Genomic DNA, 24,535 nt, shown 5'->3' with positions numbered 1-24,535 from the left:
GCGCTCAGCCCGCCGCGACCCGCGCGCCGTCGGGGCGTCGTCCCACGGCGTGGGCCTGACGCTCGCGCCGGCTGCTCTCGACGTGGGCGCGCGCGAGCGCGCTCGCCCGATCGCCGTCGCGATCGCGCACCGCCTCGTACAGGGCGACGTGCTCATCGGCGATGTGCTCGAGGTCGTCGTGCTGGACCAGCGACCAGCGCAGACGGCTGCGGATGCTGGCCATCAGATGTCCCAGGAGCCGGTTGTCGGCCAGTTGCACGGCGACTTCGTGGAAGTCGGCGGCCTTCCGGCGGGAGGTCACGCTGTCATCGAGACGAGCGCTCTCCTGCTCGGCCTCGAGAACCGCCTTGAGCAGTTCGAGGTCCTCGCGCCGGTGTCGCTCCGCGGCGAGACGGAACGTCATCGGCTCGAGGACCTCCCTGACCTCATCGAGGTCGGCGAGATCGGCTGCGGTGAACTCCCGGACGATCGCCCAGGTGCGCGGGCGCAGCTCGACCAGGCCCTCGCCGTCGAGCAGCTTCAACGCGTCTCGCACCGGTACCCGACTCACACCGAACTCGGCGGCCAGATCCCGTTCGGTCAGCTTGCTGCCCGGTGGGCGGGCCCCGTCGAGGATCGCGTCGCGCAGCCAGGTGGCGACTCGACTCGACTCCAGTTCGCGTTCATCAGCTCCGGTCACAGGATCATCTTCCCATCTCGTCCGGGCGGATCCGCTCATCCCTTCTTCGCGAGCGCCTTCTCGACCGGAGCCCGCTCGGCGGGGGTCTTCTCCACCCAGCGGATGCCCTCGGTAAGCGTCGGGACGATCTCGGTGCCGATCTTGCGGGCGAGCAGATCGTCCAGCCGGTCCAGCGGTCCGATCAGCGTGCGTCCGCCCGCGCGCGCGACGCGGATCGCCGCATCGATCTTGGGCTGCATGGACCCCTCGGCGAACTTCATCGCGGCGACCGCATCCGCCGATGCCGTGTGGATGTCGCGCTGATCCGGCGTGCCCCAGTTCTCGCTGACGTAGTCCCCATCGGTGAGCATGATCAGCGTGTCGGCGCCGATGTCCGCGGCGAGCGCGGCACTCGCGAGGTCCTTGTCGACGACGGCCTGGACGCCGATGTGGCGCCCCTGCGAGTCGGTGCGCACCGGCACGCCGCCGCCGCCGACGCAGACCGCAAGGCTGCCGGCCTCCAGCAGGCGGCGGATCAGCGGGGCCTGCACGATCGCGACGGGGTTCGGTGAGGGCACGACACGACGGAAAGCGTCGCCGTCCTTCGCGATCGTCCAGCGGTACTCGGCGGCCGCCTCAGCAGCGTCGTGCGCGGAGTACTGCGGCCCGATGAGCTTGGTGGGTCGTTCGAACGCCGGGTCGGATTCGTCGACGACGGTGGTGGTGATGATGCCGGCCACCTCGCGTTCGCCGCCGAGGGCGTTCGCGAGTTCCTGCTGCACGACGTAGCCGATCATCCCCTGGGTCTCGGCGCCGAGGATGTCCAGCGGGTACGCCGCGACGTCCTGGTACGCGAGGTTCTGCAGAGCGAGCAGACCGACCTGCGGCCCGTTGCCGTGGGTGATCACCATCTCGTTGTCGCGCGCGAGCGACGCCAGCGCCATGCAGGCAGAGCGCACGTTGCTCCGCAGGTACTCGGCGGTCATCGGCTCGCCACGACGTGCGAGGGCGTTGCCTCCCAGTGCCACTACGACGCGCATGTTCTCTCCCTTGATCGGTTCGGTTCTGGTATGCCAGATATTTAAATGGTATTCCATTTCTATAAATGGTATACCTGTATCGATACGTTCACAGCATCCGCTGCCCGGCCACCCCGGGACCGGCGAATGCCACGGAGAGAAGACGATGACCCCCGTCGCACCCCCCGTCGCGCTGCGCGCGACCACCTGGGATGCTGCGCTTGAGGAGACGCTCTCAAGCTCGGCGCATGCCGGGATGCTCGGCGATCTCTCCGTGCACTCCGTGCACGACCGCGTCATCAACCTCCGCTGCGGCGACGGGCTCATCGCCCTCGTCGACGACCGGCTCGATGATGCCCCCTTCACCATCCGCATCCGCTCGGCGCAGTGGCCCCTGCTGCCGGCGCGCGTCGGAGACCCTGCGAGGATCACCGTCGACGGACTGATCGTGCATGCAGCCAGGACGGACGTGCGCGTCGTCCTGCACCCGGCCGATCGCTGGATCCCCGCACCGATCCAGGGAGCACCGTCCGTCGCGGCTTTGCGCGACGCCCGTGCCGCACTGGCCGCCATGACGCCTCCTCCACCGATGACGCCCTTCGGCCTCGCCAGCGCGCCGGCACTCGCCGCGGGCATCGACCGGATGCGCATCGCCGCCTCCGCGGTGCTGCAGGGCAGCCCCGCGGAGAACGCGGTCACCGACGCCGCGCGGCGGCTCATCGGTCTCGGCGAGGGTCTGACCCCCTCCGGGGACGACATCCTCACTGGGCTCGCCTTCATCGCCGCCCACCCCGGGTTCGGACTCACGCGGTTGATCGCACCGCTCTCGGATGCCGTCTGCGCCGGGTTTGACGCCACGACGCTGCTGAGCACGGTCACCGTCCAGGCCGCGCTCGCCGGACGAGCGCGCGCCCGACTGCACGATCTGGTCGCGGCGGTCGTCGACGGCAGCAGCGAGCGGATCCTCACCGCCGCCGTCGCCACGGCGGCGATCGGCCACACGTCGGGGCACGACATCCTCACCGGCATCCGGCTGGCCCTCGACCTCGCAGGGACTCGCGCCCCTGCACACGCACTCTGAACGAAACACAGAAGGAGAACCCTGATGAGCACGGCCCCCACACCCGACGAGCGCTACCTCGGCAGCGCCGCGGCCGGTGACCTCGACGGCGTCCGCGCCGCCCTGGCCGACGGCGCGGACAAGAACGCCGTCGACCACGAGGAGGCCACCGCGATCCTGCTCGCAGCACGCGGCCGCCACCTCGACGTCATGCGCGCACTGATCGCCGAAGGCGTGGACATCGACGCCCAGGATCAGACGTGCTTCAACCCGTTCATCCACGGCTGCATCTTCGACGACCTCGAGATCGTGCAGATGATGGTCGAGGCGGGCACCGACCTCAAGCGCCTGACCCGCATGGGCGGCAACGGCCTCACGCCGGCAGCGGAGAAGGGTCACATCGACGTCGTGCGCTACCTGCTCGAGAACACCCGCATCAACGTCAACCACACCAACAACCTCGGCTGGACGGCCCTCATCGAGACGATCATCCTCGGTGACGGCGGACCGGTGCGCCAGCAGACCGTCGAACTCCTGCTCGCGCACGGCGCCAAGCCGGGGATGACCGACGAGTGGGGCGTGCCTCCCGTCGAACTCGCGCGCACGCGCGGCTTCGACGAGATCGTCGCCATCCTCGAGCGCCACCAGGCCTGAGACCTCCCGAAAGGATCACGATGACCAGACACATCGAAATCAGGAAGAACACCTACGTCGACTCGGTCTCGCTCATGTCCATGAGCACGAAGGCGAACGCCGTGGACGGCGTCACCCAGGCCCTGCTGGGCATGGCCACACCGATGAACAAGGAGGTGCTTCGCAACGTGGGCGTCTCCGACCCCGCCGTCGATGCGGCCAAGCCCAGCGATCTCATGATCGTCATCGACGCCTCCGAGGACACCATCGACGCGGCGATCCAGGCCGTCGACGACATCCTCGCACGCAAGACCACGAGCGGCGGCGGCGCCGCCGAGGTGCGCTACCGGACGCTCGACGCCGCATTCGACCAGGTCGTGGACAGCAACCTCGTGCTCATCTCCGTCAACGGAGCGTTCGCCGCCCGGGAGGCCCGCAAGGCGCTGAACGCCGGCAAGCACGTGATGATCTTCTCCGACAACGTGTCGGTCGAGGACGAGCTCGCACTGAAGACGCTCGCGCACGAGAAGGGCCTGCTCGTGATGGGTCCCGACTGCGGGACGGCCATCATCAACGGCGTCGGGCTCGCCTTCGCGAACGCCGTGCGCCGCGGGAGCATCGGCATCGTCGGAGCATCGGGCACCGGCAGCCAGGAGCTCGCCGTGCGCGTCCACGACTTCGGTGGCGGCGTGTCGCAGCTGATCGGCACCGGTGGACGCGACCTGTCCGCCGAGATCGGCGGCATCTCCATGATCGACGGCATCCGTGCCCTCGACGCGGACCCCGAGACATCCGTCATCGCGATCATCTCCAAGCCCCCGGCCGACGAGGTCGCCGAGAAGGTGCTGGCTGCCGCCGGCTCCGCCTCCAAGCCCGTCTTCGTCACCTTCCTGGGCTCGGACCGCACCGATTCCGGATACGAGAACGTCACGATGGTGCAGGGCACCAAGCCCCTCGCCATCGCGGCCGTCGTCGCCTCGGGCATCGACGAATCGACGCTGAACAAGCGCGCGCTGAACATCCCCCTCGTCCACGAGGTCCGCGCCAAGCTCGCACCGGAGCAGAAGTACATCCGCGGACTGTTCTGCGGTGGCACCCTGTGCGACGAGGCGATGTTCGCCGCACTGGACAAGTACGAGAACGTGTACTCGAACATCCAGAAGGATCCGGCCAGGGTTCTCGGGCCCGGCGACGACTCGCGCGAGCACACCTTCCTCGACATGGGCGACGACGACTTCACCAACGGACGCCCGCACCCCATGATCGACCCGTCCCTGCGACTCCAGCGCATCGTGCAGGAGGCCGACGATCCTGAGGTCGGGGTGATCGCGCTGGACTTCGTGCTGGGCTTCGGCGCGCACGCGGACCCCGTCGGAGTGACGATCCCGGCGATCCGGGAGGCGCAGGCGAAGGCCGAGGCGCGCGGTCAGCACCTCGAGATCCTCGGCTACGTGCTCGGGACGGACCAGGACACCCCGGCGATCGCCGAGCAGGTGGCCCAGCTCGAGGCAGCCGGCGTGACCATATCCTCCTCCTCCACCAACCTCGGGCTGCTGGCCCGCGAATTCGTCGCGAAGGGTGACAACTGATGAGCGTCAACGACCTGTTCCAGACTCCCCTGAGGCCGGTGAACCTCGGCCTCGACATGTTCGCCGACGACCTGAAGTCGCAGGGCGTGGATCCCGTGCTGATGGATTGGACCCCGCCGGGCGGCGGCGACCCGGAGGTCATCGCCGCACTGGCGCGCCTCGAGGACGCCGCAGTGGCCGAGAAGATCGATGCCGCCAACGAGGTCGCACTCGAGCGCATCCTCACCGCCCAGCCGTTCCTCGAGGGGTTCGGTCAGGCGATCGACGTCGTCCCCGGGATGACCGCCAAGACGATCCTGCACGCAGGACCCCCGATCGAGTTCACCCGCATGTCCGGCCCGATGAAGGGTGCCGTCACCGGCGCGCTGGTCTTCGAGGGTCTGGCCGCCGACGTGGACGAGGCCTTCGAGCTCGCCGCCTCGGGCGAGATCGTCTTCTCGCCGTGTCACGAGCATCAGGCGGTCGGGTCGATGGCAGGTGTCACCAGCGCCAGCATGTGGATGCACCAGGTCACCAACCGCACCCATGGCAACACCGCCTACACGAACCTCTCCGAGCAGCTGTCCAAGATCCTGCGCTTCGGAGCCAACGACCAGTCGGTCATCGACCGCCTGAACTGGATGCGCGACGTGTTCGGCCCGGTGCTCTCCGCAGCCATGGCACTGAACACCGATGGGCTGGACCTGCGACTGATGCTGTCGCAGGCGCTGCACATGGGCGATGAGGCGCACAACCGGAACGTCGCCGGCACCACGCTGCTCATCCAGGCTCTCGCGCCCTACATCCTGGAGACCGACTTCACCACGAAGGAGAAGCGCGAGGTGTTCGACTTCGTCGCCTCGTCCGATTACTTCTCCGGGCCGACCTGGATGGTCGCGGCGAAGGCGGCGATGGATGCGGCCAACGGCGTCGAGAACTCCACGATCGTGACCACCATGGCGCGCAACGGCGTCGACTTCGGCATCCGCGTCTCCGGCACCGGTGAGCAGTGGTTCACCGGGCCCGCCCAGCAGGTCATCGGACCCATGTTCGCGGGCTACACCGAGGCCGATTCGGGTCTGGACATGGGCGACTCGGCCATCACCGAGACGTTCGGCATCGGCGGCTTCGCCATGGCCGCGGCGCCCGCGATCGTGGCGCTCGTGGGCGGTACCGTCGATGAGGCGATGAACTACTCCCGCACCATGAACGACATCACCACGGGCAACAACCCGAACATCACGATCCCGGCGCTCGACTTCATGGGAGTGCCCAGCGGCATCGACGTGCGCAAGGTGATGGAGACGGGCATCCTGCCGGTGATCAACACCGCCATCGCCCACAAGGACCCCGGCATCGGCATGATCGGTGCCGGTATCACCCACCCGCCCGTCGAGGCATTCCAACAGGCGCTTCGCGCCCTCGCAGATCGGATCGCATGATGACCGCCGTCGCCCCTCCGAGCTCCGCTCAACTGCACTGGTGGAAACGCGGTGACATCGCGGCGTTCTTCGCGCTGTTCACCAACAACCTCACCAACCTGATCACCTTCACGGCCCTGCTGACGATGGCCGGTCTTCCGGCCGAGATCGTCGTGGGGCGGATCGCGCCCGCTTTCGGTCTGGCGATCCTGATCACCTCGTCGATGTACGTGTGGTTCGCGAGGCGACTGGCCGCCAAGGAAGGGCGCGGCGATGTCGTGGCGCTTCCGTCCGGCCCGAGCGCCCCGTCGATCTTCACCGTCACGTTCCTGGTCATCCTGCCGGTGTACTCCAGCACGCAGAACGCCGAGCTGGCCGTCGGCATCGGCCTGGTCTGGGGCTTCCTCGAGGGACTGATCCTGTTCGTCGGGTCGTTCTTCGGCGACCTGCTGCGCCGGGCCGTGCCGCGCTCCGTGCTGCTGGCGTGCCTGGCGGGTCTCGGCCTGCTGCTGCTGGCGATGAACCCGATGCTGCAGGCGTTCCAGTTCCCGGTCGTCGCGTTCATCGTCCTCGTGATCGTGTTCATCAACTGGTTCGGTCGTTCGCCGTTCCTGGGGAAGGTTCCCACCGGTCTGCTGCTGCTGGTCGTGGGCACGGCCGCGGCGTGGGCGTTCGGACTGCAGAGCCCCGAGGCGGTGCAGGCCGCGCTGGCCAACGCCGGGTTCCACCCGCCGCAGGTCGCTATCGGCAGCTTCGTCGAGGCGATCGCGCACGCGGGCCCGTACCTGGCGTCCGCGATCCCGCTGGCACTGGCGAACTACGTGTTCGACCTGGAGAACATCGAGGCCGCCGAGGCCGCGGGCGACCACTACCGGGCTCGTCCCGTGATGCTGGTCAACGGCGGAGCGACGATGATCGGCGCGCTGATGGGCAACCCGTACCCCGTCACCGTGTACATCGGGCACACCGCCTACAAGGAGATGGGCGCCGGCGTGGGCTACACCCTCGCCAACGGAATCACCATGTTCGCCGTCGGCCTGTTCGGGTTGAGCGCGCTGCTGCTGTCCATCGTGCCGATGGCTGCCATCGCGCCCATCCTCATCTACATCGGCATCGTCACCGCCAACCAGGTGGTGCGCGAGACGCCGAAGGTCGAGATCCCGGTGATCTTCGTCGCATTGTTCCCGTGGATCGCCAACTGGGCGAACAGCCTCGTGAACAACGTCCTCAAGTCCGTGGGCACCAACGCGGGTGAGGTGGGCGCGGATGTGCTCAACGCGGCCGGCACGTACTACTCGGGCATCACGAACCTCGGGAACGGCGCCCCGCTGTCGTCGCTGCTGTGGGGCATGATCGCGATCTTCGCGATCCGCAACAAGCCCCTCAACGGCGTGATCGTCAGTGTCCTCGCGGCGATCCTCGCCTTCTTCGGCATCATCCATGCACCGGTGCCGACGGTCGGCGGCGAGACGCCGACCATGTTCCTGGTCGCCTACCTGATGGTCGCCGCGCTCTTCCTGGCGAAGTGGGTGCAGGATCGTGTGACCAAGGAGCAGGTCACGTTCGCCGCTCATGAGGAGCTCACCATGTCGGCGCTGCGCTGAGCGACGGCGACGACGCCAACACCTGTCGTGCCCGGGAGGAGCACCGCTCCCGGGCACGACACCCCCACCCTCTCGGTGCTGAGAGAAAGCGGATGCCATGTCTGAGACCCCCGTCCGGGATCTGATCGATCCGGGCCAAGCCGCGATCGACGCGTACCGAACCCGCGGTTATGCCGACGACGTCCTGCCGATCCGCCCGGGGGATCGCAGCTGGAAGATCCCGCAGTTCATCACCGTCTGGATGGGACCGATCCACAACATCCTGTCCTACTTCACCGTCATGACCTTCTTCGCCCTGGGCCTGAACGCCTGGCAGGTGGTCGGCGCCATCATGACCGCCGCGGTGATCGTCTCGCTCGGCTACATCCTGAACGGCCAGGCTGCCGCGAAGTACGGCGTGCCGTTCGCCATGCAGCTGAGGGAGGCCTTCGGCCATAAGGGCGCGCTGGTGCCCACCTGGATCCGCGGCATCATCGCCGGCTTCGTGTTCTTCGGCATCACGAGCGTCTCCTCCGCGCAGGCCTTCGACGTCGTCTTCGAGACCGTCTTCCCCGGATTCATGGATATCGGGGGCGGTGCCGACATCCTCGGGCTGCCGATCCCCACCGCCATCTCCTACCTGGTGACCTGGGTCCTCACGGTCGGGCTGTTCCTGGGCGGGCAGGCCTTCCTCGGCAGGTTCAGCACCTGGGCCAACCCCGCGGTGTTCATCCTGGTGGTGATCGCCGTCGTCCTGGCGGTGGTCAACGCCGGCGGGTTCGGGGAGGTCATGGCCATGCGCGTGGTCGACTCGGCCGTCACCCCGCTGGTGTTCATCACCTGCGTGTCGATGCTCGTGTCCAACTGGGCCGGCCCCATCGTCAACACCGGCGATTACACGCGCAACGCGAAGCGGATGAAGGATCCCGCAATCGGCTTCCCCGTCGGCGTGATCGGCTCCTATCTGTTGTTCGCGCTCGTCACCGTCTCGTTCGTCGCCTCCCTGCAGATCGCCACCGGCGGCGACTTCGACATCAATCGTCCCGGCGTCTTCGTCGAGGCGATCAACTCGATCGGCAACCCGTTCGTCGTCGTGCTGCTGGTCATCGCGATGAACGTGGGCGCCGTGGCATTCGTAGTGTTCGGGAACATGCTTCCCGCCGGACTCCAGCTCACCGCTCAGCTGCCGAAGCTGTTCACCGTCAGGCGCGGTGCGATCCTGGCGGCCGCCGTCGGCACGCTGATCCTGCCGTGGCAGTTCGTGGAGAACACGGATGCGCTGTTCCTGTTCTACTCGTTCATCGGATCGATGTTCGGGCCGATCGTCGGCATCATGCTGGCCTCGTACTTCGTCGAACGCGGACGCACACTGGATCTCGCGGGCATCTACGCCGACTACCGCGGGGGCGAGAACGGGTCGCTCCCGGCGTACAACTGGCGTGCTCTGGGCGTGCTGCTGCTGAGCTTCCTCATCACGATGGCAGGACGCGTTCCCGGCATCAGCTCCGTCGATCTCCTGGCCCAGGTCAACAATCTGGCGTTCTTCTCCGGGCTGATCATCGGCTTCGTCGGTTACACCCTCACCATTCTCACCACACGCCGTCGCGTCTGACGGCTCCCCATGCACTGAACAGGAGACAACCATGAGTCGCACCCTTCCCTCCCCCGATGTCCTGGACTCGTTCTTCGCCCCCGCGGTCCAGGCGACCCTCGCGGGAATGCGCGCCGGCACCGGCGGGCCGTTCGGCGCCACCCTCGTCGACGGCGACGGCGACATTGTCGTCGCCGTCGGAAACACCGTGCTGCGGGATACGGACATCTCCGGCCACGCTGAGATGGTCGCCGTGCGAGAGGCGTGCCGGATGCTGAACACGCTCGATCTGTCGGAGTACACCATGTATGCGACATGCGAGCCGTGCCCGATGTGCGTCGGCGTGATGATGTGGGCGGGCATCCGGACCTGCTACTACGCGTCGACGCGTGAAGATGCTGCAGAGAACGGGTACAGCGACATGCACCTGCGCCGGTTCCTCGACGGCAGCGACACCACCACCTTCGACCTGGTCCACCTCGACCAGGGTCGGGAGGACTGCGCGGCCATCTGGACCGAGTACCGCACGCTGAACGCCTGACCCCCGGCAGGATCGGAACCCCTCCGGGTCCGAGAACGCAGAAGGCCGGTCCCTCGGGGCCGGCCTTCTGCGTCGTTCGAGTACTACTTCTTCTTGCGGTTCTGAGCGCGACGCTGCTCGCGGTTGCCCGCAGGCGGCTCCTCGGCATCCGTGCGCTGTCCGAACGCACCGCGCGCCGCCGGCTCAGCAGGAGCCTGCGCGCCCTGGGCCGCCTTGCGCAGTCGAGCGGTCGCCGCCTGCTGCACCTGACCGCGCTCGTTGCGCACCTCGATCTCACCGGAGTCATTGGGCGCCGAGTACTCGAGCTTCTGCTCGGGCTGGCCATCGGCGAGTCCCTTGGCCTCGACCTCGGCCTGATCCGTGCCCGCGCGGCGCACTTCCACCTCGAGGTTGTAGAGGTAGCCGACGGACTCCTCCTTGATCTGCCCCATCATGGACTGGAACATGCCGTAGCCCTCGCGCTGGTACTCGATCAGCGGGTCGCGCTGCGCCATCGCCCGCAGGCCGATGCCGTCCTTCAGGTAGTCCATCTCGTAGAGGTGGTCGCGCCAGCGACGATCCAGCACCTGCAGCACGACGCGTCGCTCGAGCTCGCGCGTGGCGGCCTCGCCGAGCGACTCCTCGCGCTTCTCGTACGCGATCAGGGCATCGGAGAGCAGCTCGCGCTTGAGCGCCTCGGCGCTGATGCCGCCGCGACGATCGCCTGCCTCCGCGACGACCTCATCGATCGTCACCCCGACCGGATACAGGGTCTTCAGCTCGGTCCAGAGCGCATCGAAGTCCCAGCTCTCGGTGTGCCCCTCCGAGGTGTGGTCATCGACCACGCCTCCGATCGCGTCCTCGATGAAGTGGCGCACACGGTCGGCGATGTCATCGCCGTGCAGGATCTGGCGGCGGTCGGCGTAGATCGCCTCACGCTGACGGTTGAGGACGTCGTCGTACTTCAGCACGTTCTTGCGCATCTCGGCGTTGCGCGCCTCCACCTGCGACTGAGCGCTGCGGATGGCGCGGCTGACCAGGCCGGACTCGATCGGCACGTCGTCGGGGAAGTTCGTGCGCGCCAGGATCGCCTCGGCCGCACCCGACTGGAACAGACGCATGAGGTCGTCGGTGAGGCTCAGGTAGAAGCGGCTCTCACCGGGGTCTCCCTGGCGACCCGATCGTCCGCGCAGCTGATTGTCGATGCGCCGCGATTCGTGGCGCTCGGTGCCGAGCACGTACAGGCCGCCGGCTTCGGTGACCTTGACGCTGTCCTCGGCCACCTTCTTCTGCATGGCCTCGTAGGTCTCGTCCCACGCCGCCTCGTACTCGTCCGGGGTCTCCTCGGGGTCCAGGCCCTGGGCCTTGAGCTCCTGGACGGCGAGGAACTCGGCGTTACCGCCGAGCATGATGTCGGTACCGCGCCCGGCCATGTTCGTGGCCACGGTGACCGCGCCGAGCTTTCCGGCGAGCGCGACGATCTCGGCCTCGCGTGCGTGATTCTTGGCGTTGAGGACCTCGTGCTTGATGCCCTTCTTCGCCAGCAGGCGGGAGAGGTACTCGCTCTTCTCGACGCTGACGGTGCCGACGAGCACGGGCTGGCCGGTCGCGTGGCGCTCGGCGATGTCCTCGACGACCTGGGCGAACTTGGCCTGCTCGTTCTTGTAGACCAGGTCCGGCTGGTCCTTGCGGATCATCGGCTTGTTCGTCGGGATCGGCACGACACCCAGCTCATAGGTCGACATGAACTCAGCGGCCTCGGTCTCGGCGGTGCCGGTCATGCCGGCGAGCTTGTCGTACAGCCGGAAGTAGTTCTGCAGCGTCACCGTCGCGAGGGTCTGGTTCTCGGCCTTGACCGGCACGCCCTCCTTGGCCTCGATGGCCTGGTGGATGCCCTCGTTGTAGCGACGACCGACCAGGATGCGGCCGGTGTGCTCGTCGACGATCATGACCTCGTCGTTCATCACGACATAGTCGGTGTCCTTCTTGAACAGCGAGATCGCCTTGATCGAATTGTTCAGGAACGAGATGAGCGGCGTGTTGGCCGACTCGTAGAGGTTGTCGATGCCGAGGTGGTCCTCGACCTTCTCGATACCGGGCTCCAGGACGCCGACGGTGCGCTTCTTCTCGTCGACCTCGTAGTCGACGCCGGCTTCGAGGCTGCGCGCGATCTTGGCGAACTCGGTGAACCAGCGGTTGGCCTCGCCCGAGGACGGACCGGAGATGATCAGCGGCGTGCGCGCCTCGTCGATGAGGATGGAGTCCACCTCGTCGACGATCGCGTAGAAGTGCTCGCGCTGGACGAGATCCTCCTTGCGCCACGCCATGTTGTCGCGCAGGTAGTCGAATCCGAACTCGTTGTTCGTACCGTAGGTGATGTCGGCGGCGTACTGCGCGCGACGTACCTCGGGGTTCTGGCCCGAGACGATCGTGCCCGTCGTCATGCCCAGTGCACGATGCACGCGTCCCATCAGCTCGGACTGGTACGACGCGAGGAAGTCGTTGACCGTGATGATGTGCACGCCCTTGCCGGCGATCGCGTTCAGGTACGACGGGAAGGCGGCGACGAGGGTCTTGCCCTCACCGGTCTTCATCTCTGCGATGTTGCCGTTGTGCAGGGCCGCGCCGCCCATGATCTGCACGTCGTACGCGCGCATGCCCAGAGTGCGCCGCGCCGCCTCGCGGACGGCGGCGAAGGCCTCCGGCATCAGCTGGTCGAGCGTCTCGCCCTTCTCGTAGCGTGCACGCAGCTCGGCGGTCTCGCCGCGCAGCTCCTCGTCGGTGAGCTTCTCGAAGTCGTCCTCCAGCGCGTTGACCGCCTTGACGACCTGCTTCAGCCGACGAAGGATGCGTCCTTCACCGGCACGCAGCAGCTTCTCGAGAGGATTGGCCACGGATTTCTCCCTTGGATCACGGGTTCCGACGGGGGTGGCCGTCGAACATACCGTGCCATGTTACCGGCCCGTGACATGCGTGCGCTGTGCGCGCGAGCACCCTCGTGACGCTGACCGCGAACGGGCCCGCGGAGGAGGGGCTCCCATCGAGGCTTTCCCGACATGCATATACTCGGAAACGCAATACCGGGAAATCCGACAGGAGATCACATGTCCGTCCGCCAGAGTCTGCTCGCCATTCTCGCCCAGGGCCCCTGCTACGGGTACCAGCTGCGCGCCGAGTTCGACCGCCGCACCGGCTCCACCTGGCCACTGAACGTCGGCCAGATCTACAACACCCTCGAACGCCTGGAGCGCGACGGCCTGGTCGAGAAGGGCGAGGTCAACGAGCAGGGGCACGTGTACTACGGGATCACGGATGCCGGGAGCGCAGAGGTTCGCCATTGGCTGGACTCCCCCGTGCAGCGCAGCGCCGGCACGCGAGACGAGCTGGCGATCAAGCTGGCTGTGGCCGCGACGCTGCCAGGAGTCGATGTCACCGCCGTCATCCAGAGCCAGCGCCGTGCTTCGCTGGCTCAGCTGCAGGAACTGAACCGCGCAAAGTACGCCGGCGCCGACCCCGACGGGCCGGAGGAGCTGGCGTGGAGCCTGGTGGTCGACTCCATGATCTTCGCCGCCGAAGCCGAGGTGCGCTGGCTCGATCACACCGAGCAGCGGCTGAGCCTGCATCCGCGGCGAGCGCTGGAGCTCGAACTGTCCACGGAGCGACCCAAGCGCGGCCGCCCGGCTAAGGCGCAGGCTCAGGCATGAGCGGCGAGGTCGTGCTGCGACTGGTGGGCGTCTCGCAGCAGTACGGTGCCGGTGAGCTCGCGGTGTTCGCGCTGAGCGGCATCGATCTGGAGGTCCTCACCGGCGAGCTCGTGGCCGTGATGGGCGCCTCGGGGTCGGGCAAGTCGACGCTGCTGTCGATCGCGGGCGGGCTGCAGACCCCGACCGCGGGCGAGGTCGTCATCGACGGCGAGCACCTCAGTACCGCGAAGCCCGACCAGCTTGCGGCGCTGCGACGCCGGGCCGTCGGCTTCGTCTTCCAGGACTACAACCTCATCCCCACGCTCACGGCGATGGAGAACGTCACGCTTCCGATGGAACTGGACGGCGTGAGCCGGCGCACGGTGCGCCGCGCGGGCCGGGATGCGCTGGGGCTGGTCGGTCTCGCGGATCGCGGCGACGCCTACCCGGACGACCTGTCCGGTGGTCAGCAGCAGCGAGTGGCCATCGCACGGGCGATAATCGGCGGGCGCCGGCTGATCCTGGCCGACGAACCCACCGGCGCGCTGGACTCGGTCACCGGCGAGCAGGTCATGAAGACGATCCGGGGACGGGTGGATGCCGGAGCGGCGGGCATCCTGGTCACGCACGACCCGCGCCACGCCGCCTGGGCGGACCGGATCGTCTACCTGCGCGACGGGCGCATCGTGGACGAATCGCGACGCGATTCCGCGGATGCGATGCTGGCGGCCCGACGATGAGCAGGCATGCCCGGCCCGGCGTGACGCTGAAGCTGGCCTGGCGGCAGCTGCTGCGCACGAAGGGATCGTCGGTGCTCGTGGCAGCACTGATCGCCGCTCCCGTGGCGGGAGCCGCCGGCGTTCTGACCTCCATCGAGAGCCGCACCCCGAGCACGGCCCAGACGGTGCACTTCGAACTCGGTGAGACACAGTCCTGGATCAGGATCGAGGGCGGAGCGGATCCGTCGAGAGTGCAGGCGGTCGATGCCCCGTTCATGACGTGGATCGAACGCGCGGACGACGGATCGGCGGCGAACCCCGAGCTGTCACCCCCGCTCGACCTGAGGGATGCGCAGCTGCCGGCGGGCACCGAAACGATCCCGCTCACCGAGGGCTACGAGCGTCTGACCACGATGACCGGGATAGCCGGGTTCCCTGTCATCTACGGCAACGCCTGGGACGAACGCCTGGCGGGGAGGTTCGAGCTGATCTCCGGTCGTGCTCCGCAGGACCCGGATGAGGCGATGAGTTCCCCCGAACTGCTGAAGCGCCTGGGCGCGGCGGTAGGCGACGACATCGAGCTGCCCGACCGCGGCGTGAACGTGCGGGTGGTGGGGATCCTTCGCGCGATGGACGGCGGCACCTACCGCATGCCGCTCTTCCTTCCGGCGAGCGCCCTGCTGGCGGCCGATCCGCCGTCGCACCCGGACACGACCTGGTTCCTGCCAGACTGGCAGCCGGACCTGACCCAACTCGCTGACATGAACCACGCGGGCTACGTCGCCTACGCCCGCGATCTCGTACTCGATCCGCCTGCCGGGGCCGAGACCGAGGCGACCATGATGCAGGGGCAGACCGACTCCGCATGGGTGACTATCATGCTGGTCTCGCTCGGACTGGTGTTCGGCGGCCTGCTCGTCGGTCTGCTGGCCGCGGCGGCGATGGCTGTCAGCGCCCGTCGTCAGCAGCGCTCACTGGCGGTGCTGACGACGGTCGGCGCGCGCCGACGCGACGTGTTCCGCACGGTGCTCACGCAGGGAGCCCTGCTGGGTCTGGCCGGCGGCCTCATCGGCGCCGCGATCGGCATCGGCGGGGTGGCCGCACTGAACGCGCTGATGGACCCCGGGGTGAAGAACACCTTCTGGTCGTCATGGGGCCTGGAGGTCCCGTGGTCGGTCGCCGGGGTGATCGCCTTCGCCGTGCTCGTGGGACTCGCGGCATCCGTCATCCCCGCGCACGGCGCCACCCGCGGCGATGCGCTCGCGGCCCTGCGCGGTGCCAGGCGCCCGGTCAGCATGTCGCTGCGCCGCCCCGTCGTGGGAATCGTGGTCGGTCTGATCGGCGGTGGGACGGTCGTGGCCGGGGGCGTGCTCCTCGGCGTTCTCGCCGCAACGGACGCGTGGAACCAAGGGCTGCAGACGACGGCGCTGTGGGCCTCGATCATCGGGGTGCTGCTGTTGCTGCTGAGCGTCACGCTCAGCGGGCAGGGGATCCTCGCGCTCCTGGCCCGCATGCTGGCACGGTTCGGCTCGGCGGCCCGGCTCGCATCCAGGGATGCCGTGGCCAACTCGCCTCGGACCGTGCCCGCGTTCGTCTCCATCGCAGCCAGCACCGCGGTCGCGGTCTTCGTGCTGTGCGCGATCGCCATCCCGCAGGCTCAGTCGGCACGCAACTGGGCCTGGGCGGCACCGAAGGGCGGCGTCATCGTCTCCAGCTGGGGGGAGGAATCGCAGTCGCAGGCGCCGGCGTTCCTCTCCTATGCCCACCCGGACCGGATCATCCCGGTGTCCACCTCCGTCGAACCCGTCGTCGATACCAAAGACACGTCGGAGCAGGCCCGGGAAGTCGCCTACACCTCGATGTGGGCGGAGGAGACGGGAGGCTGGATCAATATTCCGGGCCAGCCCCTGACGATCGTCGAACCCGATGACGTCGAGGCTCTGACCGGTCTCGCTCTCAGCGATGCGGAGCGCCGGGCGTTCGCGGAAGGCGGCACGATCGCGGCGTTCGTGCAGCGCCAATCCCCGCAGGGGTACGCCGAGTACGTCGACGACGATGACAATGCACAGCTGGCCTTCTGGGAGGCGAAGGACGTCTACACGGGGGAATTGCCGGACCCGGTGCGCACCGAGACTCTGCCTGTACAGGTGCATGTCGGCGCGAGCACCGCCTACCCGGTGATCCTCTCCCCCGCCGCGGCAGAGCGGTACGGCGTGGAGTCGCACGTGAGCAGCTGGATCGCACTGTTCGACGATCCGCCTTCGGACGCCATGATGGACCGGCTGCGGGCGGATGCCGAGACCGCGAGCACGGGCGGCGCGGTGTTCGACGTGCGCGTGGAGAACGGACCGGACTCGCCGCTGCCGTGGCTGGCCCTGGTGCTCGGCATCCTGAGCATCATCGTCATCGCGGCCGCGACGATCAGCCTGGGCCTGGCCCGCATCGAGCGGCGGGAGGATGATGCGACTCTCGCCGCCGTCGGCGCCACGACGGCGCTGAGGCGTCGGGTCGCGGCGTGGCAGGCCATCATCATCGCCGGGGTGGGGTGCGTGATCGGCGTGCTGCTGGGCCTCGCGGGCGCCTGGGCTCTCACCCAGGCGATCTCCGGATCCCGCCTGAGCGATGCGCCCGTGCTCTGGCTGCTGGGCATCGCCGTGGGCCTGCCCAGCGTGATCGCGCTGGTGTCCCTGCTGATCCGTCCCCCGCATCCCGACCTCACCCACCGCACAGCGATCGCGTGAGCCCCGGTCTTCCCGGTCGCCGCCCCTGCTGAGCATCCTCGCCCCGCCGGTTGACGCGATTGAGCAGGGGCGACGACGACAGGCAGGGGCGACGTCGCAGGGTCACCGCGAAGGCGTGTTCGCGCAAGGCGCATCCGATGCACAGCACGCGCATCGCCGACGATCGTAGGATCGAGGACATGGCCGGATTCTGGGGCAGACGCAAACGTGACGAGGAAGCGCTCGCGGCGCAGGACGCGGATCTGGCGCGGCGCGCGGAGCAGGCGCTCGTGTCCGCGGATGAGCGCATCCGCACCACCGCCGATGAGCTGGCGTTCGCGCAGGCTGAGCTCGGCGAATCGCTGACCGCCGATCTGAAGGCCGCACTCACAGCCGTGCGCACCCACCTGCGCGAGGCGTTCCAGCTGCACCAGCTCAATCATGATGAGATCCCGGACACCGTCGAGGAGCTCCGCACCCGCAACGCCCGCATCGTCCAGCTGTGCGACTGGGCGGAGGACCTGCTCGATGAGAAGACCGCCGTCCTCGCCGAGAATGTCGCGCGGGTCCGCCGCGCGCCCGAGATGATCGCTCAGGTGCGCCGGGATGCCGAGGCCCTGAGCGCCCGCGTCGCACCGGCCAGAACGACCATCGAGAGACTCGCCGCCCGCTACGCGGAGACCGCCATGCGCCGCATCGCCTCTTCCGCGGAGGAGGCCGAGCAGCTGATCGCCTTCGCGCTCCACGGCGCCGATGTCTCCGAGCGCCGCCGGGCGGCGCACCGCAACGAAGAGGCGAATCTCGCCCTCGAGACCGCCACCGAGGCCATCCGCCGCACCGCGACGATCCTCGACACGGTCGACGACTTCGAGATCGAGGCGCTGCGGGCGGAGTCGACACTCGCCGATGTGGTGGCGGACTCACGCGGTGACATCGTCGCAGCGCGCAGCGCACCGCAGACTCGCGAGGTCGTCGAAGCAGCCGCGCAGCTGGACGCCGCACTGAACGCGCTCGCGCCCTCCGGCACCCGCAACGACCCCTTCGCGGAGCTCACCCGGCTCCGCACGGCCAACAGTGCGCTGGACGCGGCGATCGACAAGGCGCAGTACCGCGCGCAGCATCCGCTTCCCTCCCTCGACCAGGTGCAGCACGCTCTCGACGACGCCGACAGGCAGCTCGGCGTCGCGCGCAGCCTGATCTCCGGCCATCGCGGCTGGATCGGCGCCGATGCGCGCACCCGCCTCGCCGAGGCCGAGCGACTGCGGATCGACGTTCCCGCGATGCTGCCGGCGGAGGACACCCGCGAGCTCGCGCTGTCGTCCGCCCGCCGTGTCGCTCAGCTGGCAGCGGAGTCGCTGCAGCTCGCCCAGCGCGACATCGACTCGGCCCGACCGCAGGATCAGAACTGGGGCAATGGCGGCTGGGGCGGCGGACGCCGCGGCAGCGGGGGCAGCGACCTCATGGGCGGTGTGCTCGGCGGCCTGGTCATCGGCAGCATCCTGGACGGCATCTTCGACTGAGCGCGGCCTGTACGAGCAGCCCTGCCGGCCGCGCGTGTCCCAGAAGCGGCGGGTCCCGCGGCCGCTGACTCACCTGTTCTGCGACGCGCAGAGAGACGTGTCTCAGAAGCGGCGGGTCCGGTGCCCGCTGACCCGCCTCTTGTGGGACATACATGCCGTGAACGCGGCAGAGGCGCCCTCCCCGGACGGAGAGGGCGCCTCTTGCGCGGTCAGGATGCCAGAGCCTCCTCGGAAGGCGGCGCCTGCGTGGTCAGCGAGATCACGCCGTAGTCCCAGCCCTTGCGTCGGTACACGACACTCGGGTGATCGGTGCGCGCGTCGACGAAGAGGAAGAAGTCATGTCCGACCAGCTCCATGCGGTCGACGGCCTCCTCGACCGTCATCCACTCGGCGTCGAAGTTCTTCGTGCGGATGACGACGGGCGAGTAGGCCTCCTCCTCGTCCTCGACGATGGGGATCGCCCCCGTGGCGACAGCACGCAGCACGTCGGCCGATGCCGGCTGCACATCGATCCCCTCGAGGGAGCCGCTGCCCTTCTCGAAGTGAGCACCACGGGTCTGGTTGCGCCCGTCGATGCGCTTCTCCTTGGCCCGGCGCAGCTGCTCCGCGAGCTTGTCGAGTGCCATGTCCATCGCCGCGAACTTGTCGGAGTCGACAGCCTCGGCGCGAACGACGGGTCCCTTTCCGAGGAGCGTGAGCTCCACCGTCTCGTCGGGGATCCGCCCGTTGCGATAGGCACGGTGCGTGACCTTGACCTCGAGCCGGAGCGCTCGCGGTGCGAGCGTCTGGATACGTGCGGTCTTCTCCTCGACAACTGTCCGGAACCGGTCGGAGATGCTCACTCCGACACCGACGATGCTCGTTTCCATCACTGCCTCCTTGTCCCGGTCCTCCCGGCCAAGGGCGGACCGTGGTCGCCTTGTGACCCCCTACGCTAGTCCCCGCGACGGAACATGTCACTATCCGTTCACACCGAGTCGCGCCTGCCGCCTCGACCGGGCGTGGCGGCCAGTGCGACAGCGCACCCGGGTCGGAAGCCCGCCGCACGCAGTGCCCTCGCCGCCTCATCGATGGTGGCGCCCGTGGTCACCACGTCATCGACGATCACGACCGCCCGGCCCCCTCCCTGCGTGCCGATCACCCGCATGCTTCCGGCGACATTGCGCGCGCGCTGGTCCCGGTCGAGGTCGCGCTGATCGCGCGTGCGCCGGATCAGACGCAGCATCCGGTGGCTGGGGAATCCCGCTCGTCGGATGAGCAGCTCCGGAACACGGTAACCCCGTCGACGGTACGCCGGGCCGCTAGTGGGCACCGGGACGAGCAGGGCGTCTTCGCGCGCCCGCACAGCGAGCACTGCGGACAGTGCCGTCCCGAGCGGACGGGCGAGCATGGTCGCACCCTCCTCCTTGACCCGGCGGATGCTCCGTGCCGCGACCCCGTCGTAGGCCAGCGCCGCGTACACCGGCAGCCCGTCAGGAGTGCGGAGCTCGATCGGCCGGGCGATCAGCGCGCCCCGGCAGTCTGCGCACAGCAGAGTGCCGGGACGGTCGCAGCCGGGGCAGACGGATGCCAGCAGCAGCGCGAGCGCCTCCTGCACGACCTCGGACGCTCGGTGCCGGTGCATGTGACGATCCTCGCGCGCCGGCGCAGCGGAGACGTGCTCGGATCACGACATCGGTGCACAACCCGTCGCGTCCGGCGGATTGTGCAGGGGGGACGGATGCGCAGGAAGGGCGGATGCCGCTCAGTATCCGGCGCGTGTACCCAGCACCAGGACGTTCTGGATCGACCTCTGCCAGGACGAGCCCCGCTGCGCATAGACCGCCCCGTCGGAGGAGAGCACGCGCACGCCTGTGGAGGTCTTGGCGCCCGCCACGGCATCCGCTCCATCCGGTGCCGACGAGGACGAGGCCGGTCCGCCCACCACGTACGTCGTGAGCTGCGGGTCGGGGGCGCTGCTGAGCACGGCGAGCGAGTCGTCCCCCACCCAGGCGAGCCCCCGAGCCGGCCCGTCCAGACGCCCGATCTCGTGGATCTCTCCGAGTTCGGTGGGCTCGGAGTCCTTGCCGCGCAGTATCGCCGCGACCACGACGCGGCGCTGGCCTCCTGTGGTGACCACCGCGGCCACCCGTGCGCCGTCGGCGGAGACGCGCAGCTGGCTGATGCTCTCCGCGCCCGGCCAGGCGCGGGTGATCGGCTGCTGCACCCGCTGATCGCTCCAGGCGCGCATGCCCTCCGGCACGTCGCGCTGCACGGTCCAGGTGAACCCGAAGGGATCCAGAGAAGGCTCGATGAGCCCGGCGGTGTCGTCGAGCTCCACCGTGTTGCCCGCCGTCACCGCGAACACCCGTCCGTCGCGCAGCTGCATCGCCGCGAGGGTCGCATCCAGCGAGACGTCGATGGCGGTGATCCGGTCGGTGATCTTCGCGATCTGCGCGGTCAGATCTCCCACGGGCTCGAGCGCGTCGCCCGTCACCGCACGCCCGAACGTCTCGTCGTTGAGCACGAGCACGCCGGGGTCGATGATCGAGGGGTCCACCGCGACCGTGGCGGCCTCCAGGGGAACGCCGTCGACCGTGAACCGCACCTCGCTCACACCCACCCCGGCGAGACTCGCCTCCAGCTGGGTGCGCATGCGCGCCAGATCGGTGGAGGATGCGGCGAGGGCCGTCCGCGTCAACGCGACCGAGGCCACCTGCGAGGTGTCCACCTGGACCGCGTCACCGGCCAGCGACACGTCATCCGAGAACGCCGTGCGCACTGCGGGGGCGAGCCACCCGCTGGGCTGGCCCGAGATCAGCGCCCGGGCGATGGAGGTCGCCATCGCGGGTCGGCGGGGGAACCAGCGCACGTCGGGCACGAGGTGCGCCCAGCTGGGATCGAAGTACTTGAGCGCGTACTTCTGGTACACGCGCATGAAGGTCTCGGCGTCGAGCACGATACCGTCATCGGACTTGGCGATCCGCCACTCGCCGTCGTCGTCGCGCTCCAGCTGGTAGGTCGCCTTCGCCGGACCGGATTGGGCGTTGTAGGCGCCATCGGCGTCCACGCTGGCGACCTGGTTGAACTGGGCGTGCACCTCGGCCGTCTTCGCCGAATCGTCGTCGGCATCCACAGCGGGGTCGAAGTCGCGATCGGTCGCCGATGCATCGATGGTGACACCGGCGCCCGGCTTCCACTCCTGACGGAAGTCGTCGGTGAGGAATTCGTGCGCCGTCTCCCAGTTGCTCGCCGGGGAGATGGCGGCCTCCAGGAAGCCCGCCACGATCTCCTCCGGACCGTCGCCGGGTCTGGGGCCCTGGGCGTAGAACACGAACGGATCGTCCTGCCCCTCCTCGCCGATCGTGAGACCCGGATTCGGCGCACCGGACGTGGGCAGTCCCGCGCATCCGGCGAGAAGAAGCACGGCCGATGCGACCGCGACCAGACGGAAGCCCCGCTGACATCTCATGTGAGTCCCTCCTGACTGCCTGCGGCACGCCGGAGCACGATCGGCTGGGTGACCCCGCCCAGCTCGGCGACCGACTCCTGCGGCTCGACAGGAATCGGACTCGGCCCGACCACCTCACCGCCGGAGCGGGGGATGGTGAGGACGAAGTTGCTGCCGAGGCCCAGCTCGGACCAGACCTGCAGGGAGCCGCCGTGCAGGTGCGCGTCGCCCAGTGCGATCGACAGGCCCAGCCCCGTTCCGCCGATGGTGCGCTTGCGCGACGGGTCGGCGCGCCAGAACCTGTCGAAGACGTGCTCCGCATCCTCGGGCCGCATGCCCATGCCGAAATCCCTCACCCCGACGGCGACGGCGTATTGATTGCTGTCGACGGTGACCACGACCGGCTGTCCCTCGCCGTGTTCGATGGCGTTGCCCACGAGGTTGCGCAGCACGCGCCGCACGCGCCGCGGGTCCATGTCCACCGGCGAATAGCCGCCGGGAGCGACCAGGCGCAGCTCGGTATGGTGCGTCTCGGCGAGCGGACGCATCTGCTCGACGATCTCCTCGGCGAGTTGCGCCAGGCTGGTGGCCTCGATCTCGAGCTGCACGGATCCGGCGTCGTAACGGCTGATCTCGAGCAGGTCGGCCAGCAGGGTCTCGAAGCGCTGCACCTGGGTGTGCAGCAGCTCTGCCGTGCGCCCCGTGGTCGGGTCGAACTCGTCCCTCTGGTCGTTGAGCATCTCGGCCGCCAGCCGGATGGTGGTCAGGGGCGTGCGCAGCTCGTGCGAGACGTCGGAGACGAAGCGCTGCTGCACCAATGACAGTTCCGCCAGTTCCTTGATCTGTCGTTCGAGGCTGTCCGCCATGGCGTTGAAGGACATCCCCAGGCTCGCCAACTCGTCCTCGCCGCGCACGGGCAGACGCACGCCGAGCTCACCCGATGCCAGTCGGGCGCTGGTCTCGGCGGCCTCGATGATCGGAGCGGACACCGACCGGAGCACAAGCCATGAGATGCCGGCGATCAGGGCGACGAGCGTGAGACCGGCGAACCAGAGCGTGCGCTGGACGAACAGCAGGGTCTCGTCGGCATCCGCGAAGTCATACGCGATGTACACGTCGTAGGTGGCCACGCCGGGGATCTTCAGAAGCTGTCCGACGACGATGCCGGCGGATTCCCCGTCCTCGCCGTCGGGGATCGCGATGGACTGCCAGGCCTGACGTCCGGGCACCTTCAGCACCCGTGTGTGCAGCTCGTTGCTGATCTGCGAGGCCGTGAACTGCAGTCTGCTGAAGCCCGGCGGCGTGTATCCGTCGCCGAGAGTCTCGGCGAGCTGGCCGACGATGCGATCCGACGAGGCTGTGCGGCTCAGCTCTCCCTGCGCCTCCCGCCAGAGGCTGGACAGGGTGGTGCGGTCATCGCCCGCCACCCCGGAGTCGAGCACGCTCTGCGCCTGGGCGACGGCGGCGCGCGCGTTGTGCAGCGACTCGTCCTTGCGCGCCTCGAACAGGTCGTTGCGGATGACGAGCCCCATGATCGTGCAGATGATGAGGATGGCGAGTGAGGTGGCCGCCAGCGTGATGGCGGTGGCGCGGAAGCGCATCGAGCGCCGCCAGTCGGCGACCAGGGCATCCGGCCAGGTGCGCGGAGAGCGCCAGGAGGCCGTGCGTACGCGCGTCGCGGTGGTCGCGATCACAGCAGTCCCCTAGCCGACGCTCCCGGCACGGTAACCGACACCACGCACCGTCATGACGATCCTGGGGTTGTCCGGATCGAGCTCGACCTTGGCGCGCAGCCGCTGCACGTGCACGTTGACCAGACGGGTGTCGGCCTTGTAGTGGTAGCCCCAGACCTGCTCCAGGAGCATCTCCCGCGAGAAGACCTGCTGGGGCTTGGAGGACAGTGCGACCAGCAGCTGGAACTCCAACGGTGTGAGCGCGATGGGTGCGGTGCCGCGACGCACCTCGTGCGCATCGACATCGATGGTCAGATCTCCGACGCGCAGCACCTCGGCCGTCGCCTGCGGCGTGGGGCGCAGACGCGTGCGGATGCGGGCGACGAGTTCCTTCGGGTTGAAGGGCTTGACGATGTAGTCATCGGCGCCGACCTCGAGCCCGCGGACCACGTCGGCGGTGTCGGTGCGGGCTGTCAGCATGATGATGGGCACCCCGGATTCGGCCCGGATGCGGGTGCAGATCTCGATGCCGTCCATGCCGGGCAGCATCAGATCCAGCAGGACGAGGTCCGGTCGCGATGAGCGCCACTCCTCGACGGCCTGAGCGCCGTCGGCGCAGAACAGCACGTCGAACCCCTCCGTGCGCAACACGATGCCGATCATCTCGGCCAGGGCCGTGTCGTCGTCGACCACGAGGATTCGAGAGGTCATCTTGTGCCCAGCCTCATCTTTCTCTC

General features: G+C 68.6%; 19 protein-coding genes. 11 read left to right on the top strand and 8 right to left on the bottom strand.

The window, feature by feature from the left end:
• Window positions 1–4 precede the first annotated feature (4 nt).
• Entirely contained in the window at window positions 5–679 is a 675-nt protein-coding gene (locus ACFQY2_RS14135) for a GntR family transcriptional regulator (protein WP_378746540.1), read from the bottom strand.
• 35 nt (window positions 680–714) lie between these two features.
• Window positions 715–1,698 carry a carbamate kinase gene (locus tag ACFQY2_RS14130; protein ID WP_378746539.1) on the bottom strand — a complete coding sequence of 328 codons (984 nt, stop codon included), beginning with the start codon at window positions 1,696–1,698 and terminating at the stop codon, window positions 715–717.
• Window positions 1,699–1,843: 145 nt separating this feature from the next.
• Here ACFQY2_RS14130 and ACFQY2_RS14125 point away from each other — a divergent pair, with 145 nt between their 5' ends.
• The 7 genes from ACFQY2_RS14125 (at window position 1,844) to ACFQY2_RS14095 (ending at window position 10,074) form a co-directional block, all read left to right on the top strand.
• A complete protein-coding gene (locus tag ACFQY2_RS14125; protein ID WP_378746538.1) occupies window positions 1,844–2,758 on the top strand; it encodes a DUF2877 domain-containing protein in 915 nt (304 codons plus the stop codon).
• 24 nt (window positions 2,759–2,782) lie between these two features.
• Window positions 2,783–3,391, top strand: coding sequence for an ankyrin repeat domain-containing protein (locus tag ACFQY2_RS14120; protein WP_378746537.1), 609 nt, complete (start codon window positions 2,783–2,785; stop codon window positions 3,389–3,391).
• A 20-nt stretch (window positions 3,392–3,411) separates the two neighbouring features.
• Entirely contained in the window at window positions 3,412–4,959 is a 1,548-nt protein-coding gene (gene fdrA, locus ACFQY2_RS14115) for an acyl-CoA synthetase FdrA (RefSeq protein WP_378746536.1), read from the top strand.
• Window positions 4,959–6,380, top strand: coding sequence for a DUF1116 domain-containing protein (locus ACFQY2_RS14110; protein WP_378746535.1), 1,422 nt, complete (start codon window positions 4,959–4,961; stop codon window positions 6,378–6,380). The genes fdrA and ACFQY2_RS14110 overlap by 1 nt, the downstream gene beginning before the upstream one ends.
• Entirely contained in the window at window positions 6,377–7,963 is a 1,587-nt protein-coding gene (locus ACFQY2_RS14105) for a hypothetical protein (RefSeq protein ID WP_378746534.1), read from the top strand. Before ACFQY2_RS14110 ends, ACFQY2_RS14105 begins: the two co-directional genes overlap by 4 nt.
• 97 nt (window positions 7,964–8,060) lie before the next feature.
• Entirely contained in the window at window positions 8,061–9,554 is a 1,494-nt protein-coding gene (locus tag ACFQY2_RS14100) for a cytosine permease (RefSeq protein ID WP_378746533.1), read from the top strand.
• Window positions 9,555–9,585: 31 nt separating this feature from the next.
• Window positions 9,586–10,074 (top strand): nucleoside deaminase, encoded by a 489-nt coding sequence (locus tag ACFQY2_RS14095; protein WP_378746532.1) that lies wholly within the window; start codon window positions 9,586–9,588, stop codon window positions 10,072–10,074.
• Between the two features lie 83 nt (window positions 10,075–10,157).
• Here the strand turns inward: ACFQY2_RS14095 and secA are convergent, their stop codons facing one another.
• The gene (gene secA, locus ACFQY2_RS14090) at window positions 10,158–12,947 is read right to left on the bottom strand and encodes a preprotein translocase subunit SecA (protein WP_378746531.1); all 2,790 of its coding nucleotides are present in this window, start codon (window positions 12,945–12,947) and stop codon (window positions 10,158–10,160) included.
• A gap of 210 nt (window positions 12,948–13,157) precedes the next feature.
• On the opposite strand from secA, the gene ACFQY2_RS14085 reads away from it, so the two are divergent.
• From ACFQY2_RS14085 to ACFQY2_RS14070, 4 genes are all read left to right on the top strand, one after another.
• Window positions 13,158–13,757 (top strand): PadR family transcriptional regulator, encoded by a 600-nt coding sequence (locus ACFQY2_RS14085; protein WP_378746530.1) that lies wholly within the window; start codon window positions 13,158–13,160, stop codon window positions 13,755–13,757.
• Window positions 13,754–14,476: an ABC transporter ATP-binding protein gene (locus ACFQY2_RS14080; protein WP_378746529.1), complete on the top strand. Its 723-nt coding sequence runs from the start codon at window positions 13,754–13,756 to the stop codon at window positions 14,474–14,476. The genes ACFQY2_RS14085 and ACFQY2_RS14080 overlap by 4 nt, the downstream gene beginning before the upstream one ends.
• Window positions 14,473–17,196 (top strand): FtsX-like permease family protein, encoded by a 2,724-nt coding sequence (locus tag ACFQY2_RS14075; protein WP_378746528.1) that lies wholly within the window; start codon window positions 14,473–14,475, stop codon window positions 17,194–17,196. The genes ACFQY2_RS14080 and ACFQY2_RS14075 overlap by 4 nt, the downstream gene beginning before the upstream one ends.
• 179 nt (window positions 17,197–17,375) lie before the next feature.
• The gene (locus ACFQY2_RS14070; RefSeq protein ID WP_378746803.1) at window positions 17,376–18,695 is read left to right on the top strand and encodes a hypothetical protein; all 1,320 of its coding nucleotides are present in this window, start codon (window positions 17,376–17,378) and stop codon (window positions 18,693–18,695) included.
• Window positions 18,696–18,904: 209 nt separating this feature from the next.
• On the opposite strand, the gene hpf is transcribed toward ACFQY2_RS14070, so the two are convergent.
• The 5 genes from hpf to mtrA form a co-directional block, all read right to left on the bottom strand.
• A complete protein-coding gene (gene hpf, locus ACFQY2_RS14065) occupies window positions 18,905–19,564 on the bottom strand; it encodes a ribosome hibernation-promoting factor, HPF/YfiA family (protein ID WP_378746527.1) in 660 nt (219 codons plus the stop codon).
• A gap of 98 nt (window positions 19,565–19,662) precedes the next feature.
• Window positions 19,663–20,319, bottom strand: coding sequence for a ComF family protein (locus ACFQY2_RS14060; RefSeq protein ID WP_378746526.1), 657 nt, complete (start codon window positions 20,317–20,319; stop codon window positions 19,663–19,665).
• Between the two features lie 120 nt (window positions 20,320–20,439).
• Window positions 20,440–22,146 (bottom strand): LpqB family beta-propeller domain-containing protein, encoded by a 1,707-nt coding sequence (locus tag ACFQY2_RS14055; RefSeq protein WP_378746525.1) that lies wholly within the window; start codon window positions 22,144–22,146, stop codon window positions 20,440–20,442.
• Window positions 22,143–23,819, bottom strand: coding sequence for an MtrAB system histidine kinase MtrB (gene mtrB, locus ACFQY2_RS14050; RefSeq protein ID WP_378746524.1), 1,677 nt, complete (start codon window positions 23,817–23,819; stop codon window positions 22,143–22,145). Before mtrB ends, ACFQY2_RS14055 begins: the two co-directional genes overlap by 4 nt.
• 9 nt (window positions 23,820–23,828) lie before the next feature.
• Complete coding sequence (mtrA, locus tag ACFQY2_RS14045; protein WP_378746523.1) at window positions 23,829–24,509, bottom strand: MtrAB system response regulator MtrA; 681 nt, start codon at window positions 24,507–24,509, stop codon at window positions 23,829–23,831.
• Window positions 24,510–24,535 lie beyond the last annotated feature (26 nt).

Origin of the sequence: Microbacterium sp. GCM10027623 (assembly GCF_042666935.1) — a bacterium.
Lineage (GTDB): Bacteria > Actinomycetota > Actinomycetes > Actinomycetales > Microbacteriaceae > Microbacterium.
This window is presented reverse-complemented; position numbering and strand designations above follow the sequence as displayed.